Origin of the sequence: Streptomyces sp. NPDC048257 (genome assembly GCF_043201855.1) — a bacterium.
GTDB lineage: Bacteria > Actinomycetota > Actinomycetes > Streptomycetales > Streptomycetaceae > Streptomyces.
In genome coordinates, this window is the sequence record NZ_JBICZI010000003.1 from 438,305 (window position 1) to 451,604 (window position 13,300).

Annotated in this window: 12 protein-coding genes and 2 pseudogenes; 7 read left to right on the forward strand and 7 right to left on the reverse strand. The window is 71.8% G+C overall.

Annotated elements, in window-relative coordinates; all coding sequences use genetic code 11:
• Nucleotides 1-161 precede the first annotated feature (161 nt).
• A complete protein-coding gene (locus ACGFZK_RS09680; protein WP_393848304.1) occupies nt 162-1,211 on the reverse strand; it encodes an Lrp/AsnC family transcriptional regulator in 1,050 nt (349 codons plus the stop codon).
• 112 nt (nt 1,212-1,323) lie between these two features.
• On the opposite strand from ACGFZK_RS09680, the gene ACGFZK_RS09685 reads away from it, so the two are divergent.
• From ACGFZK_RS09685 to ACGFZK_RS09695, 3 genes are all read left to right on the forward strand, one after another.
• Nucleotides 1,324-1,734 (forward strand): VOC family protein, encoded by a 411-nt coding sequence (locus tag ACGFZK_RS09685; RefSeq protein ID WP_393848305.1) that lies wholly within the window; start codon nt 1,324-1,326, stop codon nt 1,732-1,734.
• A 31-nt stretch (nt 1,735-1,765) separates the two neighbouring features.
• Nucleotides 1,766-2,356 (forward strand): hypothetical protein, encoded by a 591-nt coding sequence (locus ACGFZK_RS09690; RefSeq protein WP_393848306.1) that lies wholly within the window; start codon nt 1,766-1,768, stop codon nt 2,354-2,356.
• Nucleotides 2,357-2,519: 163 nt separating this feature from the next.
• Nucleotides 2,520-2,945: a PASTA domain-containing protein gene (locus ACGFZK_RS09695; protein WP_393848307.1), complete on the forward strand. Its 426-nt coding sequence runs from the start codon at nt 2,520-2,522 to the stop codon at nt 2,943-2,945.
• Here ACGFZK_RS09695 and ACGFZK_RS09700 read toward each other — a convergent pair.
• Complete coding sequence (locus tag ACGFZK_RS09700; RefSeq protein WP_393848308.1) at nt 2,942-4,510, reverse strand: amidohydrolase; 1,569 nt, start codon at nt 4,508-4,510, stop codon at nt 2,942-2,944. The two genes, ACGFZK_RS09695 and ACGFZK_RS09700, sit on opposite strands and share 4 nt — an antisense overlap.
• A gap of 12 nt (nt 4,511-4,522) precedes the next feature.
• Nucleotides 4,523-5,857 carry a lysine N(6)-hydroxylase/L-ornithine N(5)-oxygenase family protein gene (locus ACGFZK_RS09705; protein ID WP_393848309.1) on the reverse strand — a complete coding sequence of 445 codons (1,335 nt, stop codon included), beginning with the start codon at nt 5,855-5,857 and terminating at the stop codon, nt 4,523-4,525.
• 252 nt (nt 5,858-6,109) lie between these two features.
• On the opposite strand from ACGFZK_RS09705, the gene ACGFZK_RS09710 reads away from it, so the two are divergent.
• From ACGFZK_RS09710 to ACGFZK_RS09725, 4 genes and pseudogenes are all read left to right on the forward strand, one after another.
• Nucleotides 6,110-7,057, forward strand: a complete 948-nt coding sequence (locus ACGFZK_RS09710; RefSeq protein WP_393848310.1) for a methionyl-tRNA formyltransferase — start codon at nt 6,110-6,112, stop codon at nt 7,055-7,057.
• 212 nt (nt 7,058-7,269) lie between these two features.
• Nucleotides 7,270-7,560, forward strand: a pseudogene (locus tag ACGFZK_RS09715) (molecular chaperone); the annotation flags it as partial.
• A gap of 247 nt (nt 7,561-7,807) precedes the next feature.
• A complete protein-coding gene (locus tag ACGFZK_RS09720; protein WP_393848311.1) occupies nt 7,808-8,320 on the forward strand; it encodes a hypothetical protein in 513 nt (170 codons plus the stop codon).
• A 411-nt stretch (nt 8,321-8,731) separates the two neighbouring features.
• Nucleotides 8,732-8,995 (forward strand): annotated as a pseudogene (locus tag ACGFZK_RS09725) (hypothetical protein); the annotation flags it as partial.
• 392 nt (nt 8,996-9,387) lie between these two features.
• Here the strand turns inward: ACGFZK_RS09725 and ACGFZK_RS09730 are convergent.
• The 4 genes from ACGFZK_RS09730 to ACGFZK_RS09745 form a co-directional block, all read right to left on the reverse strand.
• Nucleotides 9,388-9,534, reverse strand: coding sequence for a hypothetical protein (locus tag ACGFZK_RS09730; protein WP_393848312.1), 147 nt, complete (start codon nt 9,532-9,534; stop codon nt 9,388-9,390).
• Nucleotides 9,535-9,610: 76 nt separating this feature from the next.
• The gene (locus ACGFZK_RS09735; RefSeq protein WP_393848313.1) at nt 9,611-10,879 is read right to left on the reverse strand and encodes a YhgE/Pip domain-containing protein; all 1,269 of its coding nucleotides are present in this window, start codon (nt 10,877-10,879) and stop codon (nt 9,611-9,613) included.
• 202 nt (nt 10,880-11,081) lie between these two features.
• On the reverse strand, nt 11,082-11,843 hold the full coding sequence (locus ACGFZK_RS09740) for a GNAT family N-acetyltransferase (protein ID WP_393848314.1): 762 nt from the start codon (nt 11,841-11,843) through the stop codon (nt 11,082-11,084).
• Between the two features lie 57 nt (nt 11,844-11,900).
• Nucleotides 11,901-13,148 (reverse strand): PP2C family protein-serine/threonine phosphatase, encoded by a 1,248-nt coding sequence (locus tag ACGFZK_RS09745; RefSeq protein WP_393848315.1) that lies wholly within the window; start codon nt 13,146-13,148, stop codon nt 11,901-11,903.
• Between the last annotated feature and the right edge of the window lie 152 nt (nt 13,149-13,300).

The window sequence follows — 13,300 nt, forward strand, 5'->3', positions numbered from 1 at the left end:
ACCCCGGCCCGTCCGATTCTCCACCCCGCAGCAGACCGTGTCACCGGGGTTGCGCGGACGGACCGAGCCGGGCCCGACCGCGAGCGTCGTCGGAGGCAAGGAGGCCGTGACGAAAAGCCTCGAGCGGGTCGGCCGTGGCGGAGGGCCGCCGATCCGCCGGGTCAGCGCCTCAGGGGCCGGCCCGGGCCCCGTTCGGCCGGCCGCGGTGACGTCGCCGGGAGGAGGAGCGGGCCCGCACGTTTGGCGCGGCGGTGGATGAGGGCGCTCTCCACCCGCCCGATGCCGGGCAGCGCGGCCAGGTCGCCGGCCAGGTAGTCGTACAGGGCGGCGGTGTCGCGGCACTGGACCATCGCGAAGACCGACGCCCGGCCCGTGGTGACGGCGGCGAAGGCAACCGCGGTGTGGCGGGACAGCGCCTGCGTCACCTCGGCCAGCCCGGCCGGCGCCACCTCCAGCCACAGCAGCGCCTCCAGGGGGAAGCCGAAGTGGGACGGGTCCACGTCCACCTCGAAATGCAGTACTCCGGCGGCCCTGAGGGCGGCGATGCGGCGGCGCACGGTCGAGGCCGACCACCCGGTGACGGTGGCGAGTTGCGCGATGTCCGCCCTGCCGTCCAGAGCCAGCGCCCCGGCCAGCCGTTCCTCCGCCTCACCCCAGTCGGCCTCGGCGCGGGCCGCCTCCGGGTCGTCCGTCCGTGGCTCGGGTACGGGGTCGAGGAGGGCCGTCTGCTCGGGCGCCTCCAGCGCTCTCGTCCGGCCTGCCCAGCCGCCGACCCCGGCGACCGGGCGCAGCAGGCAGCTCGCTTCCACGTCCCGGACCCCCGGCGTTCGCAGCAAGTGGTCGAACAGCGGGCGTCCGCCGTCCGATCCCGCTGTCGGGGTGCGGACCATGCAGGTCAGACGCGTACCGCCGGCGAGCGGGGCGATCCACGAGGTGTCTCCCCGTCGCACGAGCACGGCCGTCACCGCGTCGGCGGCGTCAGGGGTGCAGTCGATGCGGACGAGCCAGTCGAGTTTGCCGATCCGGCTGCTGTCCACGAGCCCGACCACGCGGACCACCAGGGCCGAACGCAGGCGGTGGTAGCGACGGGTGACGGTGCGCTCCGGGGCCCCGAGGACGCCGGCGATCCGGCTGAACGAGGCGCGCCCGTCGATCTGAAGGGCGTGGATCAGACGGCGATCCAGCGTGTCGAGTGTGGCCGATTGCGCCACCGCACCCCCTTCGAACGTCCGATCGCGACGATTGCGGCGACTCTACAGCGCTCAGGAGGGCGCCGACGCGGACGCTGGTGGGCAGCAGAGACAACGACCAGAAAGACACACCATGTTGACCGTTCTTCCGATCAGGTACGTGGCCGACGTCGAGGCGTCCCGGGACTTCTACGCCGGGCTGGGACTCGCCGTCCAGCAGGAGCCGGGCGCGGCGGTCTGGGTCCGGCTGACCGCTGCCGCCGGGGCCGTCGGCGTCCACGCCGCCGCCGTCTCGCAGGGCCGGCCGCCCGCCACCACCGAACTCGGTTTCACCACGGACGAGCCGCTGGAGGACGTCGCGCAGCGGCTCGAACGCAGCGGCTATCCGTGCGAGCTCGTCGAGGAGAACTTCGGCCGCAGTGTCCGCGTCACCGACCCGGACGGGGTCGTCGTACAGATCCAGCAGATCGATCCGGACGTCATCCGCAGGTCGGCCGCTGCCGTGGTCGGCGACCAGGCCGGCGACCCGGCCGGCGACTCCTGATCGGCAGCAGGCCCGGAAAAGGGAGACACACATGGAACCGTTCGTCGTCCTCATCGCCGTCACCGGCTTGCTGCTGCTCGCCAGGGCGCTCGGGGCAGCACGGCCCCGCCGGCCGGCCGCTGCGCTGAGAGGCGGCCTGGCGGCCATGTTCACGCTCACCGGGACCGCGCACTTCGTCGGGATGCGCGAGGAGATCATCGCCATGGTGCCGTCGGCCCTGCCGGCGCCGGGGCTGCTCGTCACCCTGACCGGTATCGCCGAACTCGCCTGCGCAGTCGGGCTGCTGTGGTCGAGGACCGCCCTGCGCTCGGCCGCCGCGCTCAGCGCGATGCTGGTGGTGATGTTCCCCGCCAACGTGTACGCGGCCGACGGCGCCGCGTCCTGGTGGGACCGGCTCGGCCCCCGCACGGCCGTGCAATGCGTCTTCCTCGCCGCCACCGTCACCGTCGTAGTCCGCCACCGCGACCGCGGGACGGCCCCGGGGCGGGCCCGGCCGGTGCACACGGGCCCCCTTGCACCGACTTGTCACGCTCCTGACCTTTCTGGAGCACACGCACCGTCCCTTCCACCAACGAGAACCAGGGAACGCAGTGACTCCGACCCTCCGTCCGGCCGCCCGTAAGGCAGTCGTCGCGTGCACGCCGCACGGCGTACATGCGCGTGCCGGGTTCCGGTCGAGGTCCCGCCGAACGGTACGGGGCCGGGGACTGCACCGGCTGCGGTTCGGCGCGTCACAGACTGGTCAAAGCCCCACACACCCGCCCGCGCCCCGCCAGAGTGGCGGGATGCGCACACACCACGCCATCGCCCTGCTCGCCGCCGCCGGATGCCTCGGCCTCACCGGGTGCGACCCCCAGGCCGCCGGCAGCGGCACCAGCACCAGCCCGGTGCCCGGCTCCCCCTCCGCGACCACGGCTGCCACGCTCGCCCCGGCCACTGGCGCCCCCCTGCCGCCGAAGGCGGGAAAGCCGGCGGCCGCCGTCGCCACCGTCCCCGACTTCGTCGGTCGGGTCCTCCAGGACGCCCAGGACGGTGCGCAGGCGGCAGGGTTCTACGTGCTCTCCTCGCACGACTCGCTCGGCAAGAACCGCAATCAGGTCCTCGACCGGAACTGGAAGGTCTGCACGCAGACCCCGGCCCCCGGCGCGGCCACCAGCACCGACACGAAGATCGACTTCGGTACCGTGAAGAACGAGGAGTCATGCCCCTAAGGAGCCTGGGTCGGCTTGCCGTCCACGTACGTGGTCACGACCTCGATCGCTCCGATCCGTGAGGGGTCGACCGTGCGGGGGTCGTCGGCCAGTACCGCCAGATCCGCGCGGTGGCCCGGGGTGAGGGTGCCCGCGTCGGTGTCCCAGTGGCAGGCGAAGGCGCCCGCCACCGTGTAGGCGTGCAGGGCCTGTTCCACGGTGATGTTCTCGTCCGGGCCGATGAGGTGGCCGGATGCCGAAGCCCGTTCCACCATGAACTGGATGGCCCTCAAGGGGGATCCGTCGGTGACGGGGCGGTCGGAGCTGCCGACCAGGGTGACGCCGTGGTCGAGGAATCCACGGCCCCGGTACAGCCAGGGGGCTCGGTCCGGGCCCATGACGGCTGCGTAGTCGTCGCCGAAGGAGCGCAGGAAGTTCGGCTGGACCACCGCGCTGACGCCGAGGCGGGCGAAGCGCGCCAGTTGGTCGGGCCGGATCAGGCCGGCGTGTTCGATCCGGTGCCGGGCGGTCGGCCGGGGTCGTAGCCGCTGGGCCCGTTCCAGGGCGTCCAGGGCCAGGTCGGCGGCGCGGTCCCCGATGGCGTGCACGGCGAGCTGCCAGCCGGCGAGGTGGCCGTCGACGATGGTGTCGGTGATCCGCTCGGGGGAGTCCTGGAACTCGCCTGCGTGGTCCGCACCTTCGTAGGGGCGGGTGAGTGCGGCCGTACGGGCCATCATGCCGCCGTCGGTGTAGACCTTGAGCGCGCCGAGGGAGAGCCAGTCGTCGCCGAAGCCGGTGCGCAGGCCGAGGTCGAGGGCGCGCGGGATCCCGTCGGAGGCGTGCGCGGCCACGGGTCGCAGGGTGTCGGCGGCCGCCATGAGCTGGACCCGCAGCGGCAGCCGTCCCTGGTCGCGCAGGAGTTGGTACGCGCCGAGCTCGACCGGGCTGTGGCCGAGCAGGCCGCCGCCGATGCCCGCCTCGGCGCAGGCGGTGACGCCTTCGGCGAGGCAGGCGCGGCCGGCGTGCTCGATGGCGTCGGCGATCTCCTCCTGCGAGTAGGGCAGGCGCAGCCGCCGCGCGGCGGTCATCGCGCTCTCCGCCAGGAAGCCCTCGCCGTGGGCGAGTTCGCCGGGGAGCAGGTCGAGGACCGCGCTGTTGACCACGCAGCCGTGTCCCGAGTCGTGCAGCATGAAGATCCTGCGGCCGTCGCTGACCTTGTCCAGTTCGGCGGCGGTGAGGTGCCGGCCGAGGGCCCGCTGGTCGTAGCCCGCGATGTCCACCCATGCGCCCCGCGGTCTGCGGGCCACCGCCTCGGCGACGACGGCGAGCACGTCCTCGGCGCGCTCGCAGGGGGCCACGCTGGGGGTGGACGCCTTCAGGCCGGTCCAGGCCAGGTGCACGTGCGCGTCGATGAATCCGGGGAGCACGGTGGCGCCCTGGAGGTCGACCACCTCGCGGGCGGGCAGTGCGGTGACGGCTTCGTCGAGGCCCACGATCCGGCCGCGCCAGATGCCCAGGTCGTGGGCTACGGGGTGGTCGGGGTCCATGGTGAGGAAGGTGGCGTTCGTCAGCCTGGTGCTGAGCATGGGGTCGGGTCCTCAGGGGGTGGGCGCCGTGCGCGAGGCCGGTACCGGTACGCGGCCGTGGGCGACGATGGACTGGAGGATCTCGCCGACCCTGACGGCGGTGTTCGACAGCAGGGAGGACGTGATGCCGTGCGTGTGCTCCGTTCCCCCCTGGAGGTAGATGCCGCAGCGCAGTTCGGGCTCGTTCACGACACGGTAGTCGCGGGCGACGCGGACGCGGCCGAGGTCGTCCCGTCGGCAGTACTTCTCCACGTCGCCGAGCAGTCCGAGTCCGTCCGCCGAGCGGTATCCGGTCGCGTAGACCAGCGCGTCGGCCTCCAGGGTCTCCTTCTCTCCCGTGACCAGCGACTCGACCGTGACGCGTACGTGGCCGGGGGTCTCGGCGACGTCCGCGAGGCGCGAGACCTTCAGGAAGCGCAGCCGCTCGGTGCCGAGGACCTTCTCCTGATACTCCTGCCGGTAGAGGTCGTCGATCAGGTCGATGTCCACCACGGAGTAGTTGGTGTTGGCGTGGTAGTCGATCAGCTTGCGCTTGATCTCCTCGGGGGCGGTGAAGTACTCGTCGACCGCCGAGGGGTCGAAGATCCGGTTGGCGAAGCCGCTGTCGTCGGCGGGACTGTAGCCGTAGCGGGAGAAGACCGCGCACACCTCGGCGCGGGGGAAGGTGCGGTGCAGGAAGGCCACGTTTTCGGCGGCGCTCTGGCCGGCGCCGACGACGACGAACCGGGACGGGTCCACGCTCTCCAGCGCCGCGACGCGGGTGAGCAGTTCCGAGGTGTGCCAGATCCGCTCGGTACGTTCCACGCCCTCCGGCATCTGCGGTCGCAGGCCGGTGCCGATGACCAGGTTGCGCGCCCGGTGGACCACCAGTTCGGAGCCGGAGCGGGCGGTCACGTCCAGGTACTCGATCGCTCCGTCGCGCAGGACGGGACGTACGGCGACGACCTCGGACCCGTAGGAGACCATGTCGTCGACCTTGGCCGCGGCCCACTCGAAGTAGTCGTGGAACTCCACGCGCAGCGGGAAGAGGTTCTTGTGGTTGACGAAGTCAATCAGGCGGCCGCGGCTCTGGAGGTAGCAGAGGAAGCTGTACTCGCTCGCCGGGTTGCGCAGTGTCACCAGGTCCTTGAGGAAGGACACCTGCATCGTGGCGTCGTCGATCAGCATGCCGCGGTGCCAGCCGAAGCGGGGCTGCTGTTCGAAGAAGTGGGCGGTGACCGCCTCCTGCCGTCCGACGCCGGCGTTGTGCTCGCTGAGCGCGATCGCCATGGCCACGTTCGAGGGTCCGAAGCCGATGCCGATGAGGTCGTGGATCAGTGGCGCATCATCGGACAGATCCTGTGACATGTCACTCCCAAATCGTGCGGGGGCAGCCGATTGCCATGCGTGGGGGAACCGAGGGCAGGGCAGCCGAAGGAGCGGAGCCCGAAGGAAACTTAGGGAAGGCTAACCTGATGCCATGGACCTGTCGATGGGCAAATCAGATCGAGTCACCGGCGATTGCGAGCTGAACTGTCTTCAAAAAAGGCCCCGTTGCGGAGTTAGGTAAGCCTTGCTTTACTCAATCTGGAATCTGTCGCCGCTCCGAGGAGGAACCCCATGCGGGTCGTCATGTTCGGCTATCAGACGTGGGGGCACCGCACCCTGCAGGCTCTGCTGGAGTCCGAACACGATGTCGTTCTGGTCGTGACGCACCCCAAGAGCGAGCACGCCTACGAGAAGATCTGGAGCGACTCGGTCGCCGATCTCGCCGACGACCACGGCGTTCCGGTGCTGATCCGCAACCGCCCCGACGACGAAGAGCTCTTCACCCGGCTCAAGGAGGCGGAACCGGACATCATCGTGGCGAACAACTGGCGTACGTGGATCCCTCCGCGCATCTTCAACCTGCCCCGCCACGGCACCCTCAACGTGCACGACTCGCTGCTGCCGAAGTACGCCGGCTTCTCACCGCTGATCTGGGCACTGATCAACGGCGAGTCCGAAGTCGGCGTTACCGCCCACCTGATGAACGACGAGCTCGACGCGGGCGACATCGTGGTCCAGCGCGCCGTACCGGTCGGCCCGGCGGACACCGCCACCGACCTGTTCCACAAGACGGTCGACCTGATCGCGCCGGTCACCGTCGGCGCCCTGGGCCGGATCGCCGCGGGCGAGACCGAGTTCACCCGCCAGGACCGGTCGCAGGCGAGCTTCTTCCACAAGCGCTCGGAGCGGGACATCCGCATCGACTGGAACTGGCCGGCCGAGGACCTCCAGCGGCTCGTCCGCGCCCAGTCCGCCCCCTACCCGAGCGCCTTCACCTTCCACCGCGGCACGCGCCTGGAGGTCCTGGCCGCGGCCGTCTCCGAGGGCCGCTACGGCGGCACGCCCGGCCGCGTGTTCTACTGCGAGGGCGAAGGCGTCGTGATCGTGGCCGGATCCGATGCCCGCACCGGCCGCAACCATGGCCTCGCCATCACCCGGGTGCGCACCGAGGACGGCGAGGAGATGCCCGCCACCGACTACTTCACCACCATGGGCGGGTACCTGACCAGCAGCCGCTGAGCCGCCGAACCGCCGAAGCACGGCGTCGACCCGGGCGCCGGAGCCTCTCCGGCGCCCGGGCGGCGACCCGCAAACGCCTGCATGACCATGCTGCGCGCCACTAGAATCCGGCCGGACTGGCGCGATGCGGGGGTCAAGTGGACGCATTGATACCGGGTGACCCCATACGGGCAGGGCCCTACCACGTCGTCGCACGGCTCGGCAGCGGAGGCATGGGCCGGGTCTATCTGGCCCGGACGCCCGGCGGACGGAGCGCGGCCGTCAAGGTCGTCCATCCCGAGCTGGCCCGGGATCCGGAGTTCAGGCGCCGCTTCGCCCGTGAGGTCGCCGCCGCACGGGCGGTGGACGGGCGGTTCACCGCGCAGGTCCTCGCCGCCGGTGTGGACGACCCGATGCCGTGGCTGAGCACGGTGTTCGTACCCGGGATGTCGCTCGCCGACGGCCCGTTCCCCGAAGCGTCGGCACTCGCGCTGGCCCGCGGACTGGCGGCGGCGCTCGCGGCCGTGCACGCGGCCGACAGCGGCGGCACGCCCACGGCTCCGACGCCGGAGCCGGAGCCGGAACCGGAGAGCACCGCCCCGTTCGACGGCTGGTCCATGTCGGACGAGGCGGACGTCCAACTGCCCACCGGGTACGCCATCGACGCAGCCGACTCCATGATCGCCGCCGGTAAGGTGGCGCGGAAAGTCCCTCATGGCTTCGCCAGTTCACCACCCACCCCACCCACCGAAGCGACGCATACCTGTGAACGTGAACGAGATAGACCGAGCACCCATCGAGGACACGCGCTTCGGTGCGATCACTGTCCGCCAGACCGGCCAGGACCGCCTCGAGGTCGACGGCGACGCGATCCCCCGCGTGACCCTGGAACGCGACCCGGCAGCGGAGGCGGACCCGCAGATCGCCATCGGCACCCGCGACCCGGCGCACCTCACGATGCGGATCGAGGGCGTGGAGGTCGGGCTGCTGCCGGCGAAGGGCCGGCTCAGCCGGCACTCGTACCGGGTGGACGTCGAGTACGGCGGCGCCGAGTACCGTCTGGTCCCGGACTCCGTCCCGAGCAGCCGGCTGACCCGCGACGGCCTCCACCTGGGCGACTTCTCCTCCGACGGTGACGAGACGGTCATCGCCGATTGGCGGGAGGACTGCGAGCTCCGGCCGGCCGACGCCGCGATCGGGTACGCGCTCGCCTCGGCATTCGGCACCGGCGCCCAGCCGATGTGGATGATGATCGTCGACGGCGTGACCAGCGCGCTCCCCTAGGGGGTGTCCGGGTGCGCGGGCTCGGTTAAGGGCGGATCAAGCGAACCTTAAGACTGCCTTTGGTCGCCTCGCCCCCCTGTCGGTCGAGAGGGTCGGGGTGACCGCCGGACGCACCTCGGCTCCCTGGGCGTTGGGGTTGTGACCTGCCTCTTCGCCCGTGGTCCCGCAGCCACGGGCCGCGCGGGCGCGCCGCCGCGCAGCGCCCTAAACCTCCTCACGGCTTGATTCGTAAAAAGGCAACAGGACTGAACTGGCGCGTGATGCCAGCCGTATGCAGGACGTCGGGGGGACAGCGTCCATCGGATCGAGGAGCGTCACGTGTCCAGGAAACGGACTATGAGTCTCAAGAAGAAGCTCGTGCTCTCTGTCGTCACGGGATCCCTCGTGGCCGGCGGGGTCATCGCCACGGTGGCGACGGGCAACGCCGCCGCCCCCGATGTCGTGTGTCAGGGGTCGACGGTCACGTTGTCGGGCGAGGCGGGTGCACCGGCGGCGACCAGCGGGACGTTCCCGGTCGGGACGAAGCTGAAGGTGACCAACCTGGACAACGGCCAAACGACCACGGTCACGGTCAACGGCCCGTCGGGCAGCTGCGTGCTGCTGAACAACGCGGCCTTCGACAAGGTACGGGAACCGGGCAAGAACCTGATCCGCCGCGCACGCATCGAACGCGTGCCCGGCAGCGGTGGCGGTGCCGCGCCGGGCCCTGCGGCGGGTGCGGTCGGCGCGCCGGGTGTGAAGGTGCCGCCGGCGACCGGGGAGGTGGTGTGTCCCGGGTCGACGGTGACGTTGTCGGGCGAGGCGGGTGCGCCGGCGGCGACCAGCGGGACGTTCCCGGTCGGGACGAAGCTGAAGGTGACCAACCTGGACAACGGCCAAGCGACCACGGTGACCGTCAACGGCCCGTCAGGCAGCTGCGCCCTGCTGAACAACGCGGCCTTCGACAAGGTACGGGAACCGGGCAAGAACCTGATCCGCCGCGCACGCATCGAACGCGCGGGCTGAGCGTCCGGCCGGTTCCGCGAAGCTACGGCGGGGGCGCCGGTCAGGCTACCCCCGCCGTGGCATCAACGCCGCCCGCGCAGGCGGTTCAGCAGCCGTCCGGCCTGTGCGCGCTTGCGGGGGTCGGCGGCGGCCCGCCGGACCGACGCGGCGGCCCGCTGCCCCTGCGGGCTGCGCGCGAACTGCTTGATACGGGTCAACAACGCTGACATGTCGCCTCCTTGGGGTCCTCACCTGCCGTGTACCCCGAGGCGCTACAGGTATGTGCACCCGGCCGCCCGGGCGACGTCAGGCGGGCTGCGGCGTGAGCCGCTTGTGACCCTTGCGGTCGTAGTAGGCGGTCATGGCGAAGCCGAAGAGCAGGGCCAGTACGATGCCGATCGCGATCATGATCCAGGAGCGGGTGAGCCCCGCGTCGCCGCGGGCGTCGAAGTAGAGGATCGCGCGTACGCCGTCGCTGAGCTGACGCATCGGTTCGAAGTGCGAGAGGAAGCGGTAGAAGCCCGGGACCGCCTGCAGCGGGACGGTCGCGCCCGACGATGGCAGACCCAGCACGATGAACACGAACATCGACACGAGCTGGCCGATCCCGCCGAACGCGGCGTTGATGGCCTGCACGCCCAGGCCGACGGCGAGGGCCGCGCAGTAGGAGTAGATCCACAGCAGGGGCAAGTGCGAGGCGTCCATCCCCAGGATGGCGACGCACGCCAGCATCACCAGCGAGGTGCTGACGAGCGTGATGCCCGCCGTCATCACCATCTTGAGCAGCAGCGTCTGAGTACGGTTGATCGGCACCGTCGGGCGGCGGGTGTGCCAGGGTCCGATCTCGTTGTCGGCGTAGCCGAGGGCGGTGTCCACGCCGTTGCTGATGACGTTGCCGCCCATGAAACCGGCCAGCACCAGCAGCAGGGTGTAGTAGAAGGCCGTCAGGCCGAGGCCGGTGTGCGTGCCGATCGGGTGGCCGACCTGTGTGACGACGTCGACCGGGTCGGCGAGCAGCAGCTTCGCGGTGGCACCCGCCTGGGCGCCGGCGGCTGCCGTGAGCTGTTCGCCGACGGCGCGGGACGCACGGTGGGCGGCCTGCGTCGTGATCTGAGCGGCCAGCGAGGATCCGAGGCTTCCCTTGCCGGGGTTGGTGAGCACGGTGATGGTCGGCCGCTTCGTGGCCCCGGACGTGGGGAGCGCTGCAACGGAGTCCGTGAAGCCGGCCGGTACCACCAGCGCGCCGTAGACCTTGCCGGAGTCGAGTTGGTCCTGGGCCCCAGCGCGGGTCAGTTCGCGCCAGCCCGCCTTGCCGCCCGCGGGGTCGGAGGAGATGGCGGCCGTGATCTGCGTGCCCAGGTTCTGCTGCTGCCCGGGCGGCGGCTTGCCCGTGTCCTCGTTGACCAGGGCGATGGGCAGGTCGTGCAGGTCCGCGTTGGGATTGACGATGCCGCCCATGTAGAGCAGCGACAGCAGCAGGGCGAGCAGCCCCGTGAGGATCGTGGGGACCAACCACAGCTGGGGGCGGCGCAGCAGGGCCGCGGCAGTGGCTTCGGGGGCGACGGTCGGGGACATCGGTCTCCGTAGCTTCCCGGCGGGCCGGGATCGAAGGACGGTGGGAGCGGCCGGGCCGCACGGCACCCTCAGCATGGTCCCCCCATGCGGCAAGGCCGCCGCACCCTCGCCCTCCGGCCGCCAACCCGCGTACGGGACCACCGGAACAGCCCACCGCCGACGTCACCGGCGTACGGTCGGCGCAGCTCGAGTAGGAGCGGAATCAGCCGCGTTCGAAGCCGTGCGTGTGGCCGACGACGGTGAAGCCGCGTCGCTCGTACCAGTGGCGAGGCCAGTCCATGGCCTCGGCGATCAGGAATCGGAAGTCGCAGTCGTCGGCGGCGGCCAGGCTCAGGGCGCCGGCCAGTACGGCGTCGGCGTGGCCGCGCCCGAGGTGGGCCTCCGAGGTGATCAGGTCCTCGATCTGGGCCGTGCCGGTCGCCCGGTCGACGTAGAGATCGGCCCAGGAGGCGACCTCGCCCGCCTCCGTACGGGCACCGATGAAGCGCACGACGTCCGCCCCGCGCCGGCGGACCTCACGTCGGTCGACGAGCTGGCGCAGGACCTCGTCGTCGGCGTCCGGGAGGAAGCCCCTCCAGCGCCGGGTCAGCGGAACGCGCAGCGCGTCGAGGTCCACCTCCTGTGCGCGTCCGCCCTCCGGCACCGGGCCCGTGTGCAGCATGACGAGGTACGTGGAGTGGGTGTATCCGGCCCGGACCAGCGGCTCCGCGCACGCCCGGCCGGTTTCGTCGTCGAGTACGGAGATCAGCCGGTGCGGCAGTTCCCCCAGTGCCTCGTCCGCGAGGGCCGGCAGCGCCTCGGGGTCGACGGGCGCGTCGATGACGACCTGGTTGTTCGCGCGGGACTGGGCGAACGCGTCGTCGTACACGGCGAACCCTCCGGGAAGGGCCTTGGTACGCGCGGCCTGGCGGCGGGCGAAGTCCGACAGGAAGGCGTGGACGCGCTGGAGTTCTGGGCTCGGCATGGGGTGAGCCTATGCAGCCGGGGACGGTGGGCCTTCGATTTCGCGCCCCCGGGGCCGTCACAGCCGCAGGACGACCAGCGCCGTGTCGTCGGTGATGCCGGCCGAGGGGATCAGCTCGGCCAGCAGGGCGTCGGCGAGCTCCTCGGCGGTGGCGGTGCGGTGCCGTACGAGGGAGTCGGCCAGCCTGCCCAGGCCGACGTCGATGTCCTCGCGGCGGCGTTCGATGAGCCCGTCGGTGTAGAGGACGAGGGTGGAGCCCTCGGTGAAGGCGAGCCGGTCCTCGGGACGGCGGGTGTGCTCGGGCCGGGCACCGAGCGGGGGGTCGGTGGCCTGGTCGAGGTAGGTGACCGTGCCGTCGGGGTGGCAGAGCAGGGGCGGCGGGTGGCCGGCGCTGCTGTAGGTGAGGGTGCGGGTGTTCCAGTCGATGAAGACGGACACGGCGGTGGTGGACTCGGCGCCGTCGACGGAGCGCGCGTACAGGCCGAGGACCTCCAGGGCCTGGCCCGGCCCCGTGGCGACGCGGGAGGCCGCCGACAGGGCGCTGCGGAGCTGGCCCATGACGCCGGCCGCGCGCAGTCCGTGGCCGACGACGTCGCCGACGGCGACGGCGGTGCGGCCGGGCTGGTCGACGAGGTCGTACCAGTCGCCGCACACGTTCAGGGCCACGGTGGCGGGGCGGTAGCGCACGGCGGCCTGGTGGTGGCCGAGCGGGGTGAGCGCGGGCAGCAGGGCCTCCTGGAGGTGGAGGGCCACGTCGCGATCGTGGGCGTGGGAGAGGCGCAGGCGTTCGTTGACCGTCTGGAGCTCCCGGGCGCGGGTGTAGATCTCGGTCTCCAGCACCGCGGCGTGGTCCTGGCCGCTGCGCGCTCCGGTGGCCCGGATGAGTTCGGTGACCTCTTCCGCGCGGTGCAGCAGCAGCGCCACGGTGCCGTCGGGGGCGAGGACGGGCACGTTGACGGGGCTCCAGTAGCGTTCCTGCCACACCCCTGACCCGTCCGGATCCTCCACGTCGTAGCGCTGCACGGCCATGCTGTCGGGATCCCCGGTGGCCACGACCCGTTCCAGTGAGGCGCGCAGGTTGCGCATGCCGGTCGCCGCCGGATCGGCGGGGTTGTCGGGGAAGACGTCGAACAGGTGCCGGCCGATGATCTGGGGGCGGGTGCGGCCGGACGTCGACAGGAAGGACTCGTTGACGTCCAGGTACACCAGATCGGGGGTCAGCAGTGCGACCGCGCCCGGCAGGGCGCGGAAGACCGCCTGGTAGTCGATCCCGGATCCGTCCACAGCCACCTGTTCGCGTGCCACCGCCCGGTCGTGAGGTCACTTCCACGATAGGTGCGACCGTCCCGCGCCCGCCCCCCCCCCCCCCCCCCCGGGGGCGGGGGGGGGCGGGCCGGGGGGGGGGGGGGGGCGCGGGGGGGGGGCCCCCGGCCGGGGCGGGGCGGCCCCCACCCCCG